Below are 13,879 nucleotides of genomic sequence, written 5' to 3' on the forward strand. Positions count from 1 at the left end.
TCTAGAGGACGCCCGGGATGTCCGTCTGCGAAAAGTCGTTACCGACATAAAGCAAACGGCAACCCTCTGTTTTCGCCAGCTCGTAGGCAAAGCAGTCGCCGAAATTTAGTCCGGCAGGATGAACGCCCTTGCCCCAAATGCGATAAGCTTCCGAAACGCCATGCGCCGATTTGGGGGTGACGGGCTTGATTTCGGCGCCCAGACCTTCGATCAGCATCTCTAGTTCCCGGCTGCGGTCGCGCCGCTGCGCCACGATCATGGCCTCCGCAAGCGTCCCCGCTGAAATGAGCAGAGGTTCATCAGTTTCGAGCGCTGAGGCGCAGGCATCCGCTTTGGGTTCATCGAGCAGGATCGTCATCAGAGCCGACGTATCGATAACGATCATTTCGGAAGGCCGTGCTCGTCATAGAGAAGATCCTGACTATGCGCGGCGTCCGGGCCATTATCGCCTTTGTTGGCGACAGTCGCGCGCACTTTTGCGAGCGCGGCGCTACGGGATATTTTATCCGCCACGACGGTGACCGGAACCAGCCGCACGGCTGCGTGGCCATGACGGGTGAGAATGACCTCATCACCGGCTTCGGCGCGGCGCACCAGTTCGGTAAGCTGACTTTTTGCATCAGTCACGGATATCTGCACGGCTAACCTCGGGCGTTAAAGTTAGCGTTATATTAGTCCATTCAATGGACCATATCAATCCTCGTCGTCCAGATCATCCACGTCTGTTCCTGTAGTCGTGGCGTGGAACACCGGCACGAAGAGCCGCATATAGACCAGCCTCACGCTCCAGCCTTCTTCCAGCGCCCGGCTCCATGCCTTTTTGCGGCCGGGCTTCTTGAACGCCTTGCCAATCGCCTTCTTCTCGCTCTTCGCAAATGTTTCGGGCTGGAGGATGTTCTGCGGCGAGCAGAGCGCGTAGCCCTTGCGGAAGGCGGGTGGCGGGCGGCGCGGGTCGATCATGTTCATGGGCGTTCACTTTCAGCCGGCGTGCAGGAAACGAATCGCTTCGTCGCGGCGGTGCAGATAGAGCAAGGTGCGTAGCGCATCGCCGCGTGGACCTGTCAGTTCCGGGTCGCGCTCGATGACATAGGCGGCGTCCTTGCGGGCGATTTCCAGGAGGTCGGCATGAGCCTCGAGGCTGGCGATGCGGAAGCCAGGCGTGCCTGATTGACGCGTGCCGAGCAACTCGCCTTCGCCGCGCAGCTTCAAATCTTCCTCGGCGATCAGGAAGCCGTCCTCGCTGTCGCGCAGGATGGAGAGCCGTGCGCGGCCGTTTTCGCTGAGCGGGCCCTTGTAGAGCAGGATACAGGTGGAGGCCTCGTCGCCGCGTCCGACGCGGCCGCGAAGCTGGTGCAGCTGGGCGAGGCCGAAACGTTCGGCGTGTTCGATGACCATGATCGTCGCGTCAGGCACATCGACGCCGACTTCGACCACCGTAGTCGCCACCAGCAGGCGGGTTTCGCCGTTCTTGAAGGCGAGCATGGCGGCGTCCTTCTCCGGGCCGCTCATACGCCCGTGAATGAGGCCGATGTTGGCGCCGAGCATCTGCGAGAGAACCGCGTGGCGCTCCTCCGCCGACATCAGGTCGGACTCCTCCGTCTCCTCCACCAGCGGGCAAATCCAGTAGGCTTTTTTGCCGTCCTTCAGCGCTGCGCGCAGCCGCTCAACAATATCGCCGATGCGTTCGGTGGGGATCGTCACCGTCTGGATGGGTTTGCGGCCCGCCGGTTTTTCGGTGAGCTTGGAGACATCCATGTCCCCGAAGGCGGCCAGAACCAGCGTGCGTGGAATGGGCGTGGCGGTCATGACAAGCATATGCGGCGTGATGCCCTTGGCGGTGAGCCGCAGGCGCTGATGCACGCCGAAACGGTGTTGTTCATCCACCACGGCCAGCACAAGGTTCTTATAGGTGACGCTGTCCTGGAAGAGCGCATGGGTGCCGATGACGATCTGCGCTTCGCCCGAGGCCACGCGCTCCTCGATCTCGCGGCGCTCCTTGCCCTTGGTGCGGCCGGTCAGCACTTCCACCGTGAGGCCCACGGCCTGGGCGAGTTTGGAAATGGTGGCGTAATGCTGACGGGCGAGAATTTCGGTCGGCGCCATCAGCACCGCCTGTCCGCCGGCCTCCACCACCGTCGCCATGGCCATCAGCGCCACCAGCGTCTTGCCGGCCCCCACATCGCCCTGCAACAGCCGCAACATGCGGTCTTCGCCGGCCATGTCGGTCAGGATATCCTTGACGGCTGCGCTCTGGCTTGCCGTCAGCGAGAAGGGCAGTTGCGCGAGGATTTTGGCGGCGATATCGCCCTTGGCGCGGATCGGCTGGCCCGCCACCTTGCGGAGCCGCTGGCGCACCAGCGCCAGTGACAGCTGTCCGGCGAGGAATTCGTCGTAGGCGAGCCGTAGGCGCGCCGGGGCTTGCGGTTCGATATCGGCACTGTCGCGCGGGTCGTGGAGCTCGCGGAAGCTGGATGCCACGTCACCGAAGCCCTGCCGGGTCTTGAGCGTCTCATCGATCCATTCCGGGAAGACCGGCAGCTTCGAGAGCCCGCCTTCGATCGCCTTGCGCAACACCTTGGCGGAAAGGCCGGCGGTCATGGGATAGACGGCTTCCACAAGGGGCAGATTTTCCGCCTCGGAAAGCTTCACCATGAAATCCGGATGCACCATGGAGGCTCGGCCGTTAAACCAGTCCACCTTGCCGCTGACCAGAACCTCTTCATCGACGGGCAGGGCTTTGGACAGCCAGTCGCCCTTGGCGCGAAAGAAGGTCAGCGCCAGTTCGCCGGTCTCGTCATGCAGGAAGACGCGATAGGGCGCGTTGCGGTTTCCCGGCGGTGGCGGCTGATGGCGGTCGACACATCCCTGAATGGTGACAATGGCGCCAGGTGCTGCAAGCGCGATGCCGGGACGGTTGCGGCGGTCGATGACGTTGGAGGGCGCATGGAACAAAAGGTCGATAACGCGCGTATCGTCCGCATTCTCCCGTCCCAGAAGTTTTGCCAGGAGATCGGCAAGCTTCGGCCCCACGCCGGCAAGCGTGGAGACGGAGGCAAACAGCGGATCGAGAATGGCCGGGCGCATGGGCAGCAAAATCGGGGAAGGGGACGGCTTATGCAAGACTTCGCAGGTCACAAAGCCGGGTTATCACCGGCAGATTTTCGTGGCCGTGGTATTATTTCGATAAAAACCGGTTCCCAAGCGTTCGCCTCCTGTTCTATAGGAGGTCGCGATCAACGTGCTGTTGAATGGTCAACCGAAAGGTGAATGCGATGACTGGACTGGTGCGCACGAGTGCCGACCTCGATCCGAGACGCCGGCGGATACTTTACCGCTGCTGGCACCGCGGCATTCGCGAGATGGACCTCGTTCTCGGGCAATTCGCGGAAGACAATATCGCGCTGCTTTCCGATGACCAGCTCGATGAGCTTGAAGTCATCATGGCGGAAGAGGATAACGACCTCGTCAAGATGGTGACGGGGGCGCTTGCCATCCCGGAAAAATTCCAGACCCCGCTGTTTGAAAAGATCGCATCCTATCGTCCCGATTTCGATCTCGTCACCGCAGACAATGTGAAAGCCTGAAACCATGATAGCCGGATTCGATGCAAAGCTGGTGTCGTCGGCCGATACGCCGCTGACCATCGGAAACGTGCCGGCAGGCATGGAGGCGCTGCTGCTTGCCGAGATGGCGCGCGCAGGCACCTCGGTTGCCTATGTGATGTCGGATGGCCAGCGCATCGCCGATCTCGAACAAATTCTAGGTTTTGTTGCGCCCGATATTCCGGTCATGACGCTGCCGGCCTGGGACTGCCTTCCCTATGACCGCGTGTCACCAAGCGCCGACACGTCGGCGCGTCGCCTGGCGGCGCTTGCCGGTCTCATCAGCCACGCGAAGAAACCGCATCCGGCCATCGTGCTTGTCACCGTCAACGCCATGCTGCAGAAGATGGCGCCGCGCGACATCATCGAAAGCCTTGGCTTCTCCGCGAGACCCGGCAACCAGATTCGCATGGAGGATATTGCCGCGCGGCTGGAGCGCAACGGTTTCGACCGGGTTGCGACGGTGCGCGAAGTGGGCGAGTTCGCCGTGCGCGGCGGTATTCTCGATGTTTTCGTGCCGGGCACCGAGGAGCCTGTGCGGCTCGATTTCTTCGGCGATACGCTGGAAAGCATCCGTACCTTCGATCCGGCCAGCCAGCGGACCATCGGCCAGGCGCGCTCGCTCGATCTGAACCCCATGAGCGAAGTGACGCTGACGCCCGATACGATCAGCCGGTTTCGTAAGAATTACCTCTCGCTGTTCGGTGCGGCGACGCGTGACGATGCGCTTTATCAGGCCGTTTCCGAGGGCCGCCGTTATGCCGGCATGGAGCACTGGCTGCCGCTGTTTTACGAGAAGCTGGAGACCGCCTTCGATTATCTGAAGGGGTTCCGCATCGTCACGGATCACACGGCACGCGAGGCGGCCAAGGAGCGCTCCAAGCTGGTGCTCGATTATTACGAGGCGCGGCGCGCTTCCGGCGAGACGAAGGGATCGACGCAGGGTGCGCCCTACAAGCCCGTGTCTCCCGGCCAGCTTTATCTCAACGGCAAGGATTTCGACACGGCCCTGTCTGCCGTCAATGCGGTGCGTCTGACGCCCTTCAATGAGCAGGATAGCGAGGGAAGGCCCGTCGCCACGCTGGACGCGCATGTCGGCCCGCGCTGGGCGCGGCAGCCAACCGAAGGCGAAAGCGAAGAGCGGGTCAATGTCTTTGCCCTGGCTGTGAAACACATAGCCGAGCGCCGCGCCAAGGGCTGGAAGGTGCTGATAACTGGCTGGTCGGAAGGCTCGCTCGACCGGTTGCTGCAGGTGCTGAACGAGCATGGGCTTGAGAAGATCAAGCCGGTTACCTCGCTGAAAGAGGTGGAGAAGCTTGGCAAAGGCGAGGCCGCCTCCGCGGTGCTGAGCCTTGAGGCCGGTTTCGAAACCGGGAATCTTGCCGTTATCGGCGAGCAGGACATTCTCGGCGACCGCATGGTGCGGCGTTCCAAGCGCCGCAAACGCGGTGCGGATTTCATCTCGGAAGTGGCCGGTCTGGACGAGGGCTCGCTCGTCGTTCATGCCGAACACGGCATTGGTCGTTTTGTCGGCTTGCAGACCATCGAGGCGGCGGGCGCACCGCGCGCCTGTCTCGAACTGCACTATGCCGATGACGCCAAGCTGTTTCTGCCGGTTGAAAACATCGATCTCCTCTCGCGTTACGGCTCGGACGCGGCGGAGGCGACGCTCGACAAGCTCGGCGGCGGCGCATGGCAGATGCGCAAGGCCAAGCTCAAGAAGCGCCTGCTTGACATGGCCGATGAGCTTATCCGCATCGCAGCGGCGCGTCTCGTGCGCCATGCGCCGGAGCTTGTCGCGCCGGACGGGCTCTATGATGAGTTTGCTGCCCGTTTCCCCTACGACGAAACCGAGGACCAGCTGAACGCCATCGAGGCGGTGCGGGAGGATCTCGCGGCCGGCCGGCCGATGGACCGTCTCATCTGCGGCGATGTCGGTTTCGGCAAGACCGAAGTGGCGCTGCGCGCCGCCTTCCTTGCCGCCATGAATGGCGTGCAGGTGGCTGTCGTGGTGCCGACCACGCTGCTCGCCCGCCAGCATTTCCGGACTTTCTCGGAGCGTTTCCGCGGATTGCCCATCCGCGTGCAGCAGGCTTCCCGTCTCGTCGGCTCCAAGGAACTGGCGCTGACCAAGAAGGAAGTTGCTGACGGAAAGACCGATATCGTCGTCGGCACGCATGCGCTGCTTGGTGCGGGCATCAGCTTTGCCAATCTCGGCCTGCTCATCATCGATGAAGAGCAGCATTTCGGCGTCAAGCACAAGGAGCGGCTGAAGGAGCTGAAAAGCGACGTGCATGTGCTGACGCTATCGGCAACGCCCATTCCGCGCACCTTGCAGCTCGCCATGACCGGGGTTCGCGAACTGTCGCTCATCACCACGCCGCCTGTCGACCGCATGGCGGTGCGCACCTTCATTTCGCCATTTGATCCGCTCGTCATTCGCGAGACGCTGATGCGTGAGCATTATCGTGGCGGCCAGAGTTTCTACGTTTGCCCGCGGCTTGCCGATCTCGCCGATATCCATGCCTTCCTGCAATCGGATGTGCCGGAACTGAAGGTGGCGGTGGCGCACGGCCAGATGGCGGCGGGCGAGCTGGAAGACATCATGAACGCCTTCTACGACGGCAAATATGATGTGCTGCTATCGACGACCATCGTTGAATCCGGCCTTGACGTGCCGACCGCCAATACGCTGATCGTGCACCGCGCCGATATGTTCGGTCTTGCGCAGCTTTACCAGCTACGCGGCCGTGTCGGCCGCTCCAAGGTGCGCGCCTTCGCGCTCTTCACCCTGCCGGTCAACAAGGTGCTGACCACGACTGCCGAGCGCCGGCTGAAGGTGCTGCAATCGCTCGATACGCTCGGCGCCGGTTTCCAGCTGGCGAGCCACGATCTTGATATTCGTGGTGCGGGCAATCTGCTCGGGGAAGAACAGTCCGGCCATATCAAGGAAGTCGGTTTCGAGCTCTATCAGCAGATGCTGGAAGAGGCGGTGGCCGAAGTGAAGGGTGACGAGCAGGTGCAGGATAGCGGTTGGTCGCCGCAGATTTCGGTCGGCACATCCGTCATGATCCCGGAAGATTACGTTCCCGATCTGCATCTTCGCATGGGCCTTTACCGCCGGCTTGGCGAGCTTGCCGATATCAGCGAGATCGACGGTTTCGGCGCTGAAATGATCGACCGTTTCGGCCCGCTGCCGAAAGAAGTGCAGCATCTTCTCAAGATCGTCTACATCAAGTCGCTCTGCCGCATTGCCAATGTCGAGAAGCTGGATGCCGGGCCGAAGGGCGTTGTCGTTCAATTCCGCAACAAGGAATTCCCGAACCCGGCGGCGCTTGTCGGTTACATTGGCAAGCAGGGATCGATGGCGAAGATCCGTCCGGATCACAGCCTGTTCCTCAACCGCGATCTGCCGACGCCGGAAAAGCGGCTGACGGGTGCGGCGATGATCATGACGCAGCTGGCGGAGCTGGCTCGGTCGTAGATTTGAGTTTCAGAGGGTGGGCTATTTGGTACCGCAGGTGGGTGGGGTTTACCCCCCTCTGCCCTGCCGGGCATCTCCCCCTCAAGGGGGGAGATCGGCAAGATGCACTGCCACCACTCCATCCTCTAACGTCGAGATAATGCGAGACATCGCCGCAGATCGATCTCCCCCCTTGAGGGGGAGATGCCCGGCAGGGCAGAGGGGGGTAAAGCCACACCCACCTTTGGCCACTCACGAATGCCCCCACGCGGCTCAGCGAAAATTACCGCAATGTAACGAAACGGACATCTACCGGTATTCTTCGCAGGCGTAATCTCATCCTCATACCCGGTGCGGCGGATGAGTGGATGCCGCCGGGTGATGAAGGAGCAGGACGATGTGGACCAATATCAACAGGTTTGCCACCGCTGGTCTGGTTGCTTTGACAATTGCGGGCACCACAATTGCCACCACCAGTCAGGCGGAAGCGCGCAATAATTTCGGCCGCGGCCTTGCGGCCGGCATTGCCGGCACGATCATTGGCGGAGCGCTGATTGCGGGTGCAAGGCACCCGGGCTATGCCTACGGCCCCGCCTATTACGCGCCGGCTTATGGTCCACCCGTCTACGCTGCGCCCGCTTATGGCCCGCCGGTCGTTTATGAACCCGCCTATCCCCGCTGCCATGTGGCCTGGAGGCAGAACGCCTGGGGCGACATGTATCGGGTCAGGGTTTGCGATTGATTGAACGCCGGACCGGCGGTGCCTGAAGCGCCGCCGGTTTTTTCGCTCTCTGTGGCTAGTGACTGTCTTCCGGCGTAATACCGACAGCCACGTTCTGGTCTGTCGCGGCGATGGAGGCGGGCAATGGCACCTTTCTCTGTTTCTCGCGGAGCAGTGTCAGCAGGCCGGATCCGACGATGAGGGCAATGCCGATCAACATCCAGCCGTCGATACGATCGCCAAAAATCAGATAACCGAACAGGATGGCCCAGAGCATCTGGCTATATTGCGTCGGGCCGATCATGGCGGCGGGCGCATATTGGGCGGCGTACATGACCAGAATGTTGCCAAGCGCGCCGAGCAGGCCGTATCCTGCCAGCAGCAGCCATTGTTCGCCACCCGGCATGACGAAGCTCGGCACCATGGCAACGCCGCTGATGACGAGACAGCCCAGTACGCCCGCACCATAAAGCGAAACATTCTTTTCCGATGGGCCCATGGCGCGGAAGATCACGATGCTGAGCGCGCCGCTGAAGCCGGCGATGATGGCGCCCAGATGGCCTATGCCCAGTTCACGGAATCCGGGCCGCAGGATGATGAGCACACCCAGAAAACCGATGATGACGGCCGACCAGCGGCGAATGCCCACCTGTTCCTTGAGAAACATCACCGACATGATGGTGACGAAGGACGGAAGCAGGAAGATCAGCGCGAAAGCTTCCGCCATGGAAAGATGGGTAAAGGCAGTCACGCTGCCGACAGCGCCGGTGCCGGCCGAAAAAAAGCGGATGATCCAGAGCGGCCGGTTGGTTGTTTTCACCACATCCAGCCAGCTGTCGTTGCGTTTGCGGATGAAGGGCAGGGCGACGAGGCCGAACAGGGCTCCGAAGAAGGCCGATTCGATCGGCGAAATCTGGCCTTCAATGAGTTTAACGCTGGCATCGCTCCAGGCATAGGCAGCGAAGGCTGCAAAGGCGAGCAGAATGCCTTTCAGGGTCTGGTCGGACACGGAAACACCGGCAAAAATCGAGTTGTTGAAAACCGCCGGTGGTTTGACCGTCAGTTCATCGATCTATGCTCGTCCGCCTTGATTTTTGCAATATCCCGCAATGCAGCAATCAGGACATCGGGTGTTTGTGCACCGCTTATGGCGTATTTCTGGTCGATGATGAAAAAGGGCACGCCGGCGACACCCATCTGCTGGGCGGCATCGATTTCAGCGACGACCGTATCCTTGTCCGCGTCCGAAGCCAGCAGCCGCTCGACGACTTTCGCATCCATGCCGGCCTTTGCGGCAACGTCGATCAGCACGGCATGATCGCCGATATTGCGGCCTTCCTCGAAATTGGCCTTGAACAGGCCGGTCACGACGCGTTCCTGGACGTCGCGGCCTTCGGAATGAGCCCAGAGCGACAGGCGATGGGCATCGAGCGTGTTCGGCCCGATCTTGATCGCGTCGAAATCATAGGTAATGCCGACTTCCCTGCCGAGCTGAACCAACGTGGCATGGGCCTGTTCCAGACGCTCCTTGCCGAGCTTTTCCTCGAGAGCGGCTTTCTGGTCGACTCCTTCCGGCGGATAGTCCGGGTTGAGGCGGTAGGGACGCCAGTTCACGTCGACGCTGATTTCATCCTGCACCTCGGCAATGGCGAGATCGAGCCGGGCCTTGCCGAGATAACACCACGGGCAGACCATGTCCGATACGACGTCAACAACGATGCGTTCCATGGCTGATGTTCCTTATATGATCGACATGACGGTGGCAGGTTATTGCGCCCGCGCGTCCCACCAGGTCTGTTTCTGATTGCCCTGTATCGGTGTCATATCCGGGCGGTCGATATATTTCCAGCGTGCGACCCATTGGGCGCCGATGTAATAGAGCGGAATGATATAATGGCCGGCTACGAGAAGACGGTCATAAGCGCGCACGGCCGCCTGGAAATCTTCCGTCGAGCGGGCCTGCAACAGCGCCTCTATCATCCGGTCTATATCGGGATTGGCAACACCTGCATAGTTGAAGCTGCCCTGCGCATCACGCGAGAGTGAGTTCCAGCGGTTCAGCTGCTCCATGCCGGGCGAAAGCGACGAGGGCAGGGAGCGGATGATCATGTCGTAATCGAAGCTGTTCGAGCGCGACTGGTATTGCCCGTCATCAACCGAGCGAATGCCCATGGCGACGCCGATCAGGTTCAGCGAACGCTGATAGGCGAGCGCGATACGCTCCTGCGCCGGGTTCTGCGTCATGATTTCGAAAGCGAGCTGGCGGCCATTGGCATCGGACATCCTGCCGTTCTTGATGCTGTAGCCAGCCTCTTTCAGCTTGTCGACGGCCATTTTCAGAACCTTGCGGTCGGCGCCCGTGCCGTCCGTGGTCGGCAGCGCATAGGTGCCGGCCAGCAGCTCCGGCGGCATGGACTTTGCCGCGTCACCGAGCAGCGCCAGCTCGCGCGCGTCGGCGGCGTTGCCATAGGCGCCGAGCGGCGAGTTCTGCCAGTAGCTCTGCGTCCGCTTGAAGGAGCCGCCGAGGATGTTTTTGTTCATCCACTCGAAATCGAAGGCATAGGTAAGGCCTTCGCGTACCTTTTCGTCAGCGAAGACGGCACGGCGGGTGTTGAAGACGAGACCGAACATGCCGGTCGGCAGGCGCGGCTGGAACACGTCCTTGACGATATCGCCGCGATGCACGGCGGGAAAATTATACGCCTGCCCCCAGTGGGAGGTATCGGAGGTGCCATTGATGGCATCGCCTTCCGGGTAGATGTCGATATCGCCCTTCTTGAAGGCCTCGAACATGGTCGTGACCTGGAGGAAATAGGTGATGCTGATCTCGTCGTAATTATCGAAACCGACTTTGCCGGGGATGTCCTTGCCCCAGTAGTCGGGGTTTCTCTCCCAGATGATTCGTTCACCCGGGCGCAGCGTCTTGATTCGGTAAGGGCCGGAGCCGACAACCGCACCGAGGCCCGCCTGCTCGAATTTTTCCGGATCGGTCGCGTGTTTCGGCAGGATCGGCGTTGAAGAGGCGAGGATGAGCGGGGTTTCGCGATTCGCCTTTTCGTTGAAGGTGAAGCGCACGCTGTGTTCGCCGGTCTTCTCCATCTTGGCTACGCCGTCGAGACGGCTGTTGAACGGCGGGCGGCCCTTTTCCTTCAGGAGATTGAAGGTGAAGATCACGTCATCAGGCGTTACCGGCTCGCCATCCGACCATTTCGCCTTGGGGTTGATGTTGAACTGAACGAAGCTGCGCTCGTCGTCCCACTCCACGGTTTCGGCGAGCAGCCCATAGAGGCTGAAGGGCTCGTCGCTGGAGCGAGACATCAGAGGCTCGTAAAGAAGATTGCCGAATTCCGGATCCCAAACACCACGGGCGGTGGTGCGCATTCCCTTGAGAACGAAGGGGTTCAGGCTGTCGAAGGTGCCGACCACGCCATAAGAAATGCGGCCGCCTTTCTTCACGTCCGGATTGACATAAGGAAGGTGTGAAAAATCTGCGGGAAGCGCTGGCGTGCCATGCATCGAGATGGCGTGCAGCGGTCGCGCTACCGCACTCCCGCCGGGAAGCAGGGATGATCCCAAAAGAAACAATGCGGGGATGAGGGCCGCAAGGTTGCGCATGTCACTGTCCTGTCTCAACTGTCCGTCCGATGTGCGTCAGGACCGTTTATCATCATGATTCTGGCAGATATGTAGCACAGGGACGTTGCATGACCCATGCAAGCGCGGGAAATCTTGGGTCCGCTCAAGAAAAAGTTAAAGAAGTGCTGGATATCGCCGCGAACGGCATGTAACAGGGGGACCGGAAGAGACGGGTCACGCATTTGCCTCATTTAAACGACAGTTGAACGGGCAGAAGGATACCGCCATCGGCGAACAGGACCTTGAGCGGTTCTGTTCTGGCAGACATTCAGGAGACGGAACTCTTATGATGCACAAGGCAAACACATTCACCCGGACGGCTCTGTCCGCTCTGGTCCTCTCTCTCGGCGCTGTGTCCGCTCCGGCCATCTCGCAGGCGCAGGATGCTGCACCGGCCGCTCAGGGCGCTGGCGCTCCGCCGCTCGGCTGGTTCAAGACCTGCTCCAAGCAGGAAGACAACGATGTCTGCGTTGTGCAGAACGTGGTTCTTGCCCAGAACGGCCAGATGATCACGGCCGTTGGCCTCATCACCGTTGAAGGCAAGGTCAACCGCAAGCTTCTGCAGGTTTCCGTTCCGACCGCGCGTCTCATTCCTCCGGGTGTGATGATGCAGATCGATGGCGGCAAGGGTCAGAAGCTCGATTACGCCGTTTGCCTTCCCGACAAGTGCACGGCTGAAGTGCCGCTGACGGACGCCATGATCGCTTCGCTGAAGAAGGGTAGCGAGGTGGTCTTCACCTCCATCAACTTCCGCCGCGCGCCGAACCCCATCAAGATCGCGCTTTCCGGTTTCACCGGCGCTTATGACGGCCCGGCAATCACCCAGTCGCAGCTGGCCGAAAGCCAGCGCAGCCTGCAGGAAGGCATGCAGAAGAAGGCGGAAGAAGCTCGCAAGAAGCTCGAAGCTGCTCAGGACGCTGCCAAGGGCGCGCCGAAGCCCTGATTGCCGCGCAGGCTTCAAAAACAGAAAACCGGTCTGGCGACAGACCGGTTTTTTTATGCGTGTTCGATATCCCCGGGAGGAGGGAGATGCTTGGCGGGCGTCAGTGCGCCGTGGACATTTTCGGGCGCCATTCGCCGTTCGGCGCCTTGTCAAAGATGCGGCCGATATTGGGATTTCGAAGCGGCGTCTCGTTTTCGTCGTGGACGAGGTTCTGTTCGGAAACATAGGCGACATATTCCGTCTCCTCGTTTTCGGCGAGAAGATGATAGAAGGGCTGGTCGCGTTCCGGCCTGATTTCCGCGGGAATAGCGTTCCACCATTCCTCGGTATTGGCATATTCCGGGTCCACGTCGATTACCACACCGCGGAACGGAAACACCTTGTGGCGAACGATCTCGCCAAGCGTGAATTTTGCGTTTCTTTGTTTCATGGCATGTACTTCCTTTCCCAATACTAGTTGGTATCGGAACGCGAAATATCAAGACCTGGCGCTTTGACGCCGCTCTGACGCCGCTCTGCCATTCGTGTTCAGCGCCCTTTGCCGATTGGCGCGGTGGCGATGATGACGCCGCCGGTGACCAATACGATGCCGATGGCATGATAGGTCTCGAAGGATTCGCCGAGAAACACCGTCGCCATGAGGATCGAGACCGGCGGCATCATGTACAGCGTAATTCCCGCCGTGGCGGGACCGAAAACGCGCACCGTGTGGGTAAAGCAATAAAAGGCCAGAAGTGAGGCGAACAGGATGATGCCGCCGATCTTTGCCCATGCAACAGGCGTGGCCGGCAGCATGCCGCCCTGTGCCAGTTCCAGTGCTGCCGGCGGCAGAAGGACAAGCGCGCCGGAAAATGCAATCAGTCCAAAGAGACTGAAGGACGCCATCTGCCGCGCCGCCGGATCGCGCAGCAGCACGGAATAGATCGCAAACGCAATGGCCGCGGTCAAAATTGCAAAGTCGCCGATGTTGAAATTCATGTGCCGGAGAGCGGAGATATCGCCCTTGAGCACGATGGCGGCGACGCCGGCGAAGGCGATAATCATGCCCGCCACTTCAAGCTTCCGGATCGGCCGGCCCTGAAAGATGCGCTGGAACAGGATGATGAACAGCGAGGAGGTGGTGTAGATCAGCGTGCCGTTGGCGGCCGTGGTCATGGTGAGGCCCCAATAGACCACGCCACCGCAGATGCCCATGCCGAGAATGCCGAGGACGAGCCAGAGCAGCGTCTTGTGCCGCACGAAAGCAAGGCAGTTGCGCCAGTCGGCGATCATGAAGGGCGCGATGATGAGCGTCGAGCCCATCCAGCGGATGAAGGCGGCGATGAAAGGCGAGACCTCACCGACGACGCCGCGGCCGAAAACGACGTTGCTGGCGAAAAAGAAGGGAACGGCCAGAAAGATGAGCCAGTCCGTGAGGCGGGTTTGCTGCGTGGCTGGCGTGTTCGGCATTCTTCACGGTCAGGGTTGAACTTCAAAAGAAAACGGCGGCTTTCCGGGGAAAACCGCCGCGATGA

General features: G+C 60.7%; 13 protein-coding genes. 4 read left to right on the forward strand and 9 right to left on the reverse strand.

What is annotated here, in order from left to right; translation table 11 throughout:
• Position 1: 1 nt before the first annotated feature.
• The 4 genes from WA845_RS17810 to recG are packed head-to-tail and all read right to left on the reverse strand — an operon-like array spanning position 2 to position 3,084.
• Positions 2–385 carry a type II toxin-antitoxin system VapC family toxin gene (locus tag WA845_RS17810; RefSeq protein ID WP_035210753.1) on the reverse strand — a complete coding sequence of 128 codons (384 nt, stop codon included), beginning with the start codon at positions 383–385 and terminating at the stop codon, positions 2–4.
• Entirely contained in the window at positions 382–639 is a 258-nt protein-coding gene (locus tag WA845_RS17815) for a type II toxin-antitoxin system prevent-host-death family antitoxin (protein ID WP_112554532.1), read from the reverse strand. Before WA845_RS17815 ends, WA845_RS17810 begins: the two co-directional genes overlap by 4 nt.
• A 54-nt stretch (positions 640–693) precedes the next feature.
• On the reverse strand, positions 694–966 hold the full coding sequence (locus WA845_RS17820; protein ID WP_004442322.1) for a hypothetical protein: 273 nt from the start codon (positions 964–966) through the stop codon (positions 694–696).
• Positions 967–978: 12 nt separating this feature from the next.
• Positions 979–3,084: an ATP-dependent DNA helicase RecG gene (recG, locus tag WA845_RS17825; RefSeq protein WP_112554664.1), complete on the reverse strand. Its 2,106-nt coding sequence runs from the start codon at positions 3,082–3,084 to the stop codon at positions 979–981.
• A gap of 188 nt (positions 3,085–3,272) precedes the next feature.
• On the opposite strand from recG, the gene WA845_RS17830 reads away from it, so the two are divergent.
• The 3 genes from WA845_RS17830 to WA845_RS17840 all read left to right on the forward strand — a co-directional run bounded on the left by WA845_RS17830 (position 3,273) and on the right by WA845_RS17840 (position 7,807).
• Positions 3,273–3,584, forward strand: coding sequence for an FAD assembly factor SdhE (locus WA845_RS17830; RefSeq protein ID WP_004442318.1), 312 nt, complete (start codon positions 3,273–3,275; stop codon positions 3,582–3,584).
• A gap of 4 nt (positions 3,585–3,588) precedes the next feature.
• A complete protein-coding gene (gene mfd, locus WA845_RS17835) occupies positions 3,589–7,086 on the forward strand; it encodes a transcription-repair coupling factor (RefSeq protein ID WP_112554530.1) in 3,498 nt (1,165 codons plus the stop codon).
• Positions 7,087–7,462: 376 nt separating this feature from the next.
• Complete coding sequence (locus WA845_RS17840; protein ID WP_112554528.1) at positions 7,463–7,807, forward strand: hypothetical protein; 345 nt, start codon at positions 7,463–7,465, stop codon at positions 7,805–7,807.
• Between the two features lie 55 nt (positions 7,808–7,862).
• On the opposite strand, the gene WA845_RS17845 is transcribed toward WA845_RS17840, so the two are convergent.
• The 3 genes from WA845_RS17845 to WA845_RS17855 are packed head-to-tail and all read right to left on the reverse strand — an operon-like array spanning position 7,863 to position 11,401.
• The gene (locus WA845_RS17845) at positions 7,863–8,795 is read right to left on the reverse strand and encodes a DMT family transporter (RefSeq protein WP_004442314.1); all 933 of its coding nucleotides are present in this window, start codon (positions 8,793–8,795) and stop codon (positions 7,863–7,865) included.
• A 50-nt stretch (positions 8,796–8,845) separates the two neighbouring features.
• Positions 8,846–9,514, reverse strand: coding sequence for a DsbA family oxidoreductase (locus tag WA845_RS17850; RefSeq protein WP_107339314.1), 669 nt, complete (start codon positions 9,512–9,514; stop codon positions 8,846–8,848).
• A gap of 39 nt (positions 9,515–9,553) precedes the next feature.
• A complete protein-coding gene (locus WA845_RS17855) occupies positions 9,554–11,401 on the reverse strand; it encodes an ABC transporter substrate-binding protein (RefSeq protein ID WP_112554526.1) in 1,848 nt (615 codons plus the stop codon).
• Between the two features lie 307 nt (positions 11,402–11,708).
• On the opposite strand from WA845_RS17855, the gene WA845_RS17860 reads away from it, so the two are divergent.
• Positions 11,709–12,365: an invasion associated locus B family protein gene (locus WA845_RS17860; RefSeq protein ID WP_004442311.1), complete on the forward strand. Its 657-nt coding sequence runs from the start codon at positions 11,709–11,711 to the stop codon at positions 12,363–12,365.
• Positions 12,366–12,465: 100 nt separating this feature from the next.
• Here the strand turns inward: WA845_RS17860 and hspQ are convergent, their stop codons facing one another.
• Together hspQ and WA845_RS17870 are read right to left on the reverse strand one after the other, a co-directional pair.
• Positions 12,466–12,795: a heat shock protein HspQ gene (gene hspQ / locus WA845_RS17865; RefSeq protein ID WP_004442310.1), complete on the reverse strand. Its 330-nt coding sequence runs from the start codon at positions 12,793–12,795 to the stop codon at positions 12,466–12,468.
• Positions 12,796–12,893: 98 nt separating this feature from the next.
• On the reverse strand, positions 12,894–13,814 hold the full coding sequence (locus WA845_RS17870) for a DMT family transporter (protein ID WP_037092514.1): 921 nt from the start codon (positions 13,812–13,814) through the stop codon (positions 12,894–12,896).
• Between the last annotated feature and the right edge of the window lie 65 nt (positions 13,815–13,879).

Origin of the sequence: Agrobacterium sp. CMT1 (assembly GCF_037203725.1) — a bacterium.
GTDB classification, from domain to species: domain Bacteria; phylum Pseudomonadota; class Alphaproteobacteria; order Rhizobiales; family Rhizobiaceae; genus Agrobacterium; species Agrobacterium pusense.

Excerpts from the sequence above, each read along its gene's own strand:
- WA845_RS17830 (WP_004442318.1), top strand. The coding sequence starts at position 3,273 with ATGACTGGACTGGTGCGCACGAGTGCCGACCTCGATCCGAGACGCCGG.
- mfd (WP_112554530.1), top strand. The coding sequence starts at position 3,589 with ATGATAGCCGGATTCGATGCAAAGCTGGTGTCGTCGGCCGATACGCCG.
- WA845_RS17850 (WP_107339314.1), bottom strand. The coding sequence starts at position 9,514 with ATGGAACGCATCGTTGTTGACGTCGTATCGGACATGGTCTGCCCGTGG.
- WA845_RS17870 (WP_037092514.1), bottom strand. The coding sequence starts at position 13,814 with ATGCCGAACACGCCAGCCACGCAGCAAACCCGCCTCACGGACTGGCTC.
- WA845_RS17820 (WP_004442322.1), bottom strand. The coding sequence starts at position 966 with ATGAACATGATCGACCCGCGCCGCCCGCCACCCGCCTTCCGCAAGGGC.
- WA845_RS17810 (WP_035210753.1), bottom strand. The coding sequence starts at position 385 with ATGATCGTTATCGATACGTCGGCTCTGATGACGATCCTGCTCGATGAA.
- WA845_RS17860 (WP_004442311.1), top strand. The coding sequence starts at position 11,709 with ATGATGCACAAGGCAAACACATTCACCCGGACGGCTCTGTCCGCTCTG.
- WA845_RS17855 (WP_112554526.1), bottom strand. The coding sequence starts at position 11,401 with ATGCGCAACCTTGCGGCCCTCATCCCCGCATTGTTTCTTTTGGGATCA.
- hspQ (WP_004442310.1), bottom strand. The coding sequence starts at position 12,795 with ATGAAACAAAGAAACGCAAAATTCACGCTTGGCGAGATCGTTCGCCAC.
- recG (WP_112554664.1), bottom strand. The coding sequence starts at position 3,084 with ATGCGCCCGGCCATTCTCGATCCGCTGTTTGCCTCCGTCTCCACGCTT.
- WA845_RS17840 (WP_112554528.1), top strand. The coding sequence starts at position 7,463 with ATGTGGACCAATATCAACAGGTTTGCCACCGCTGGTCTGGTTGCTTTG.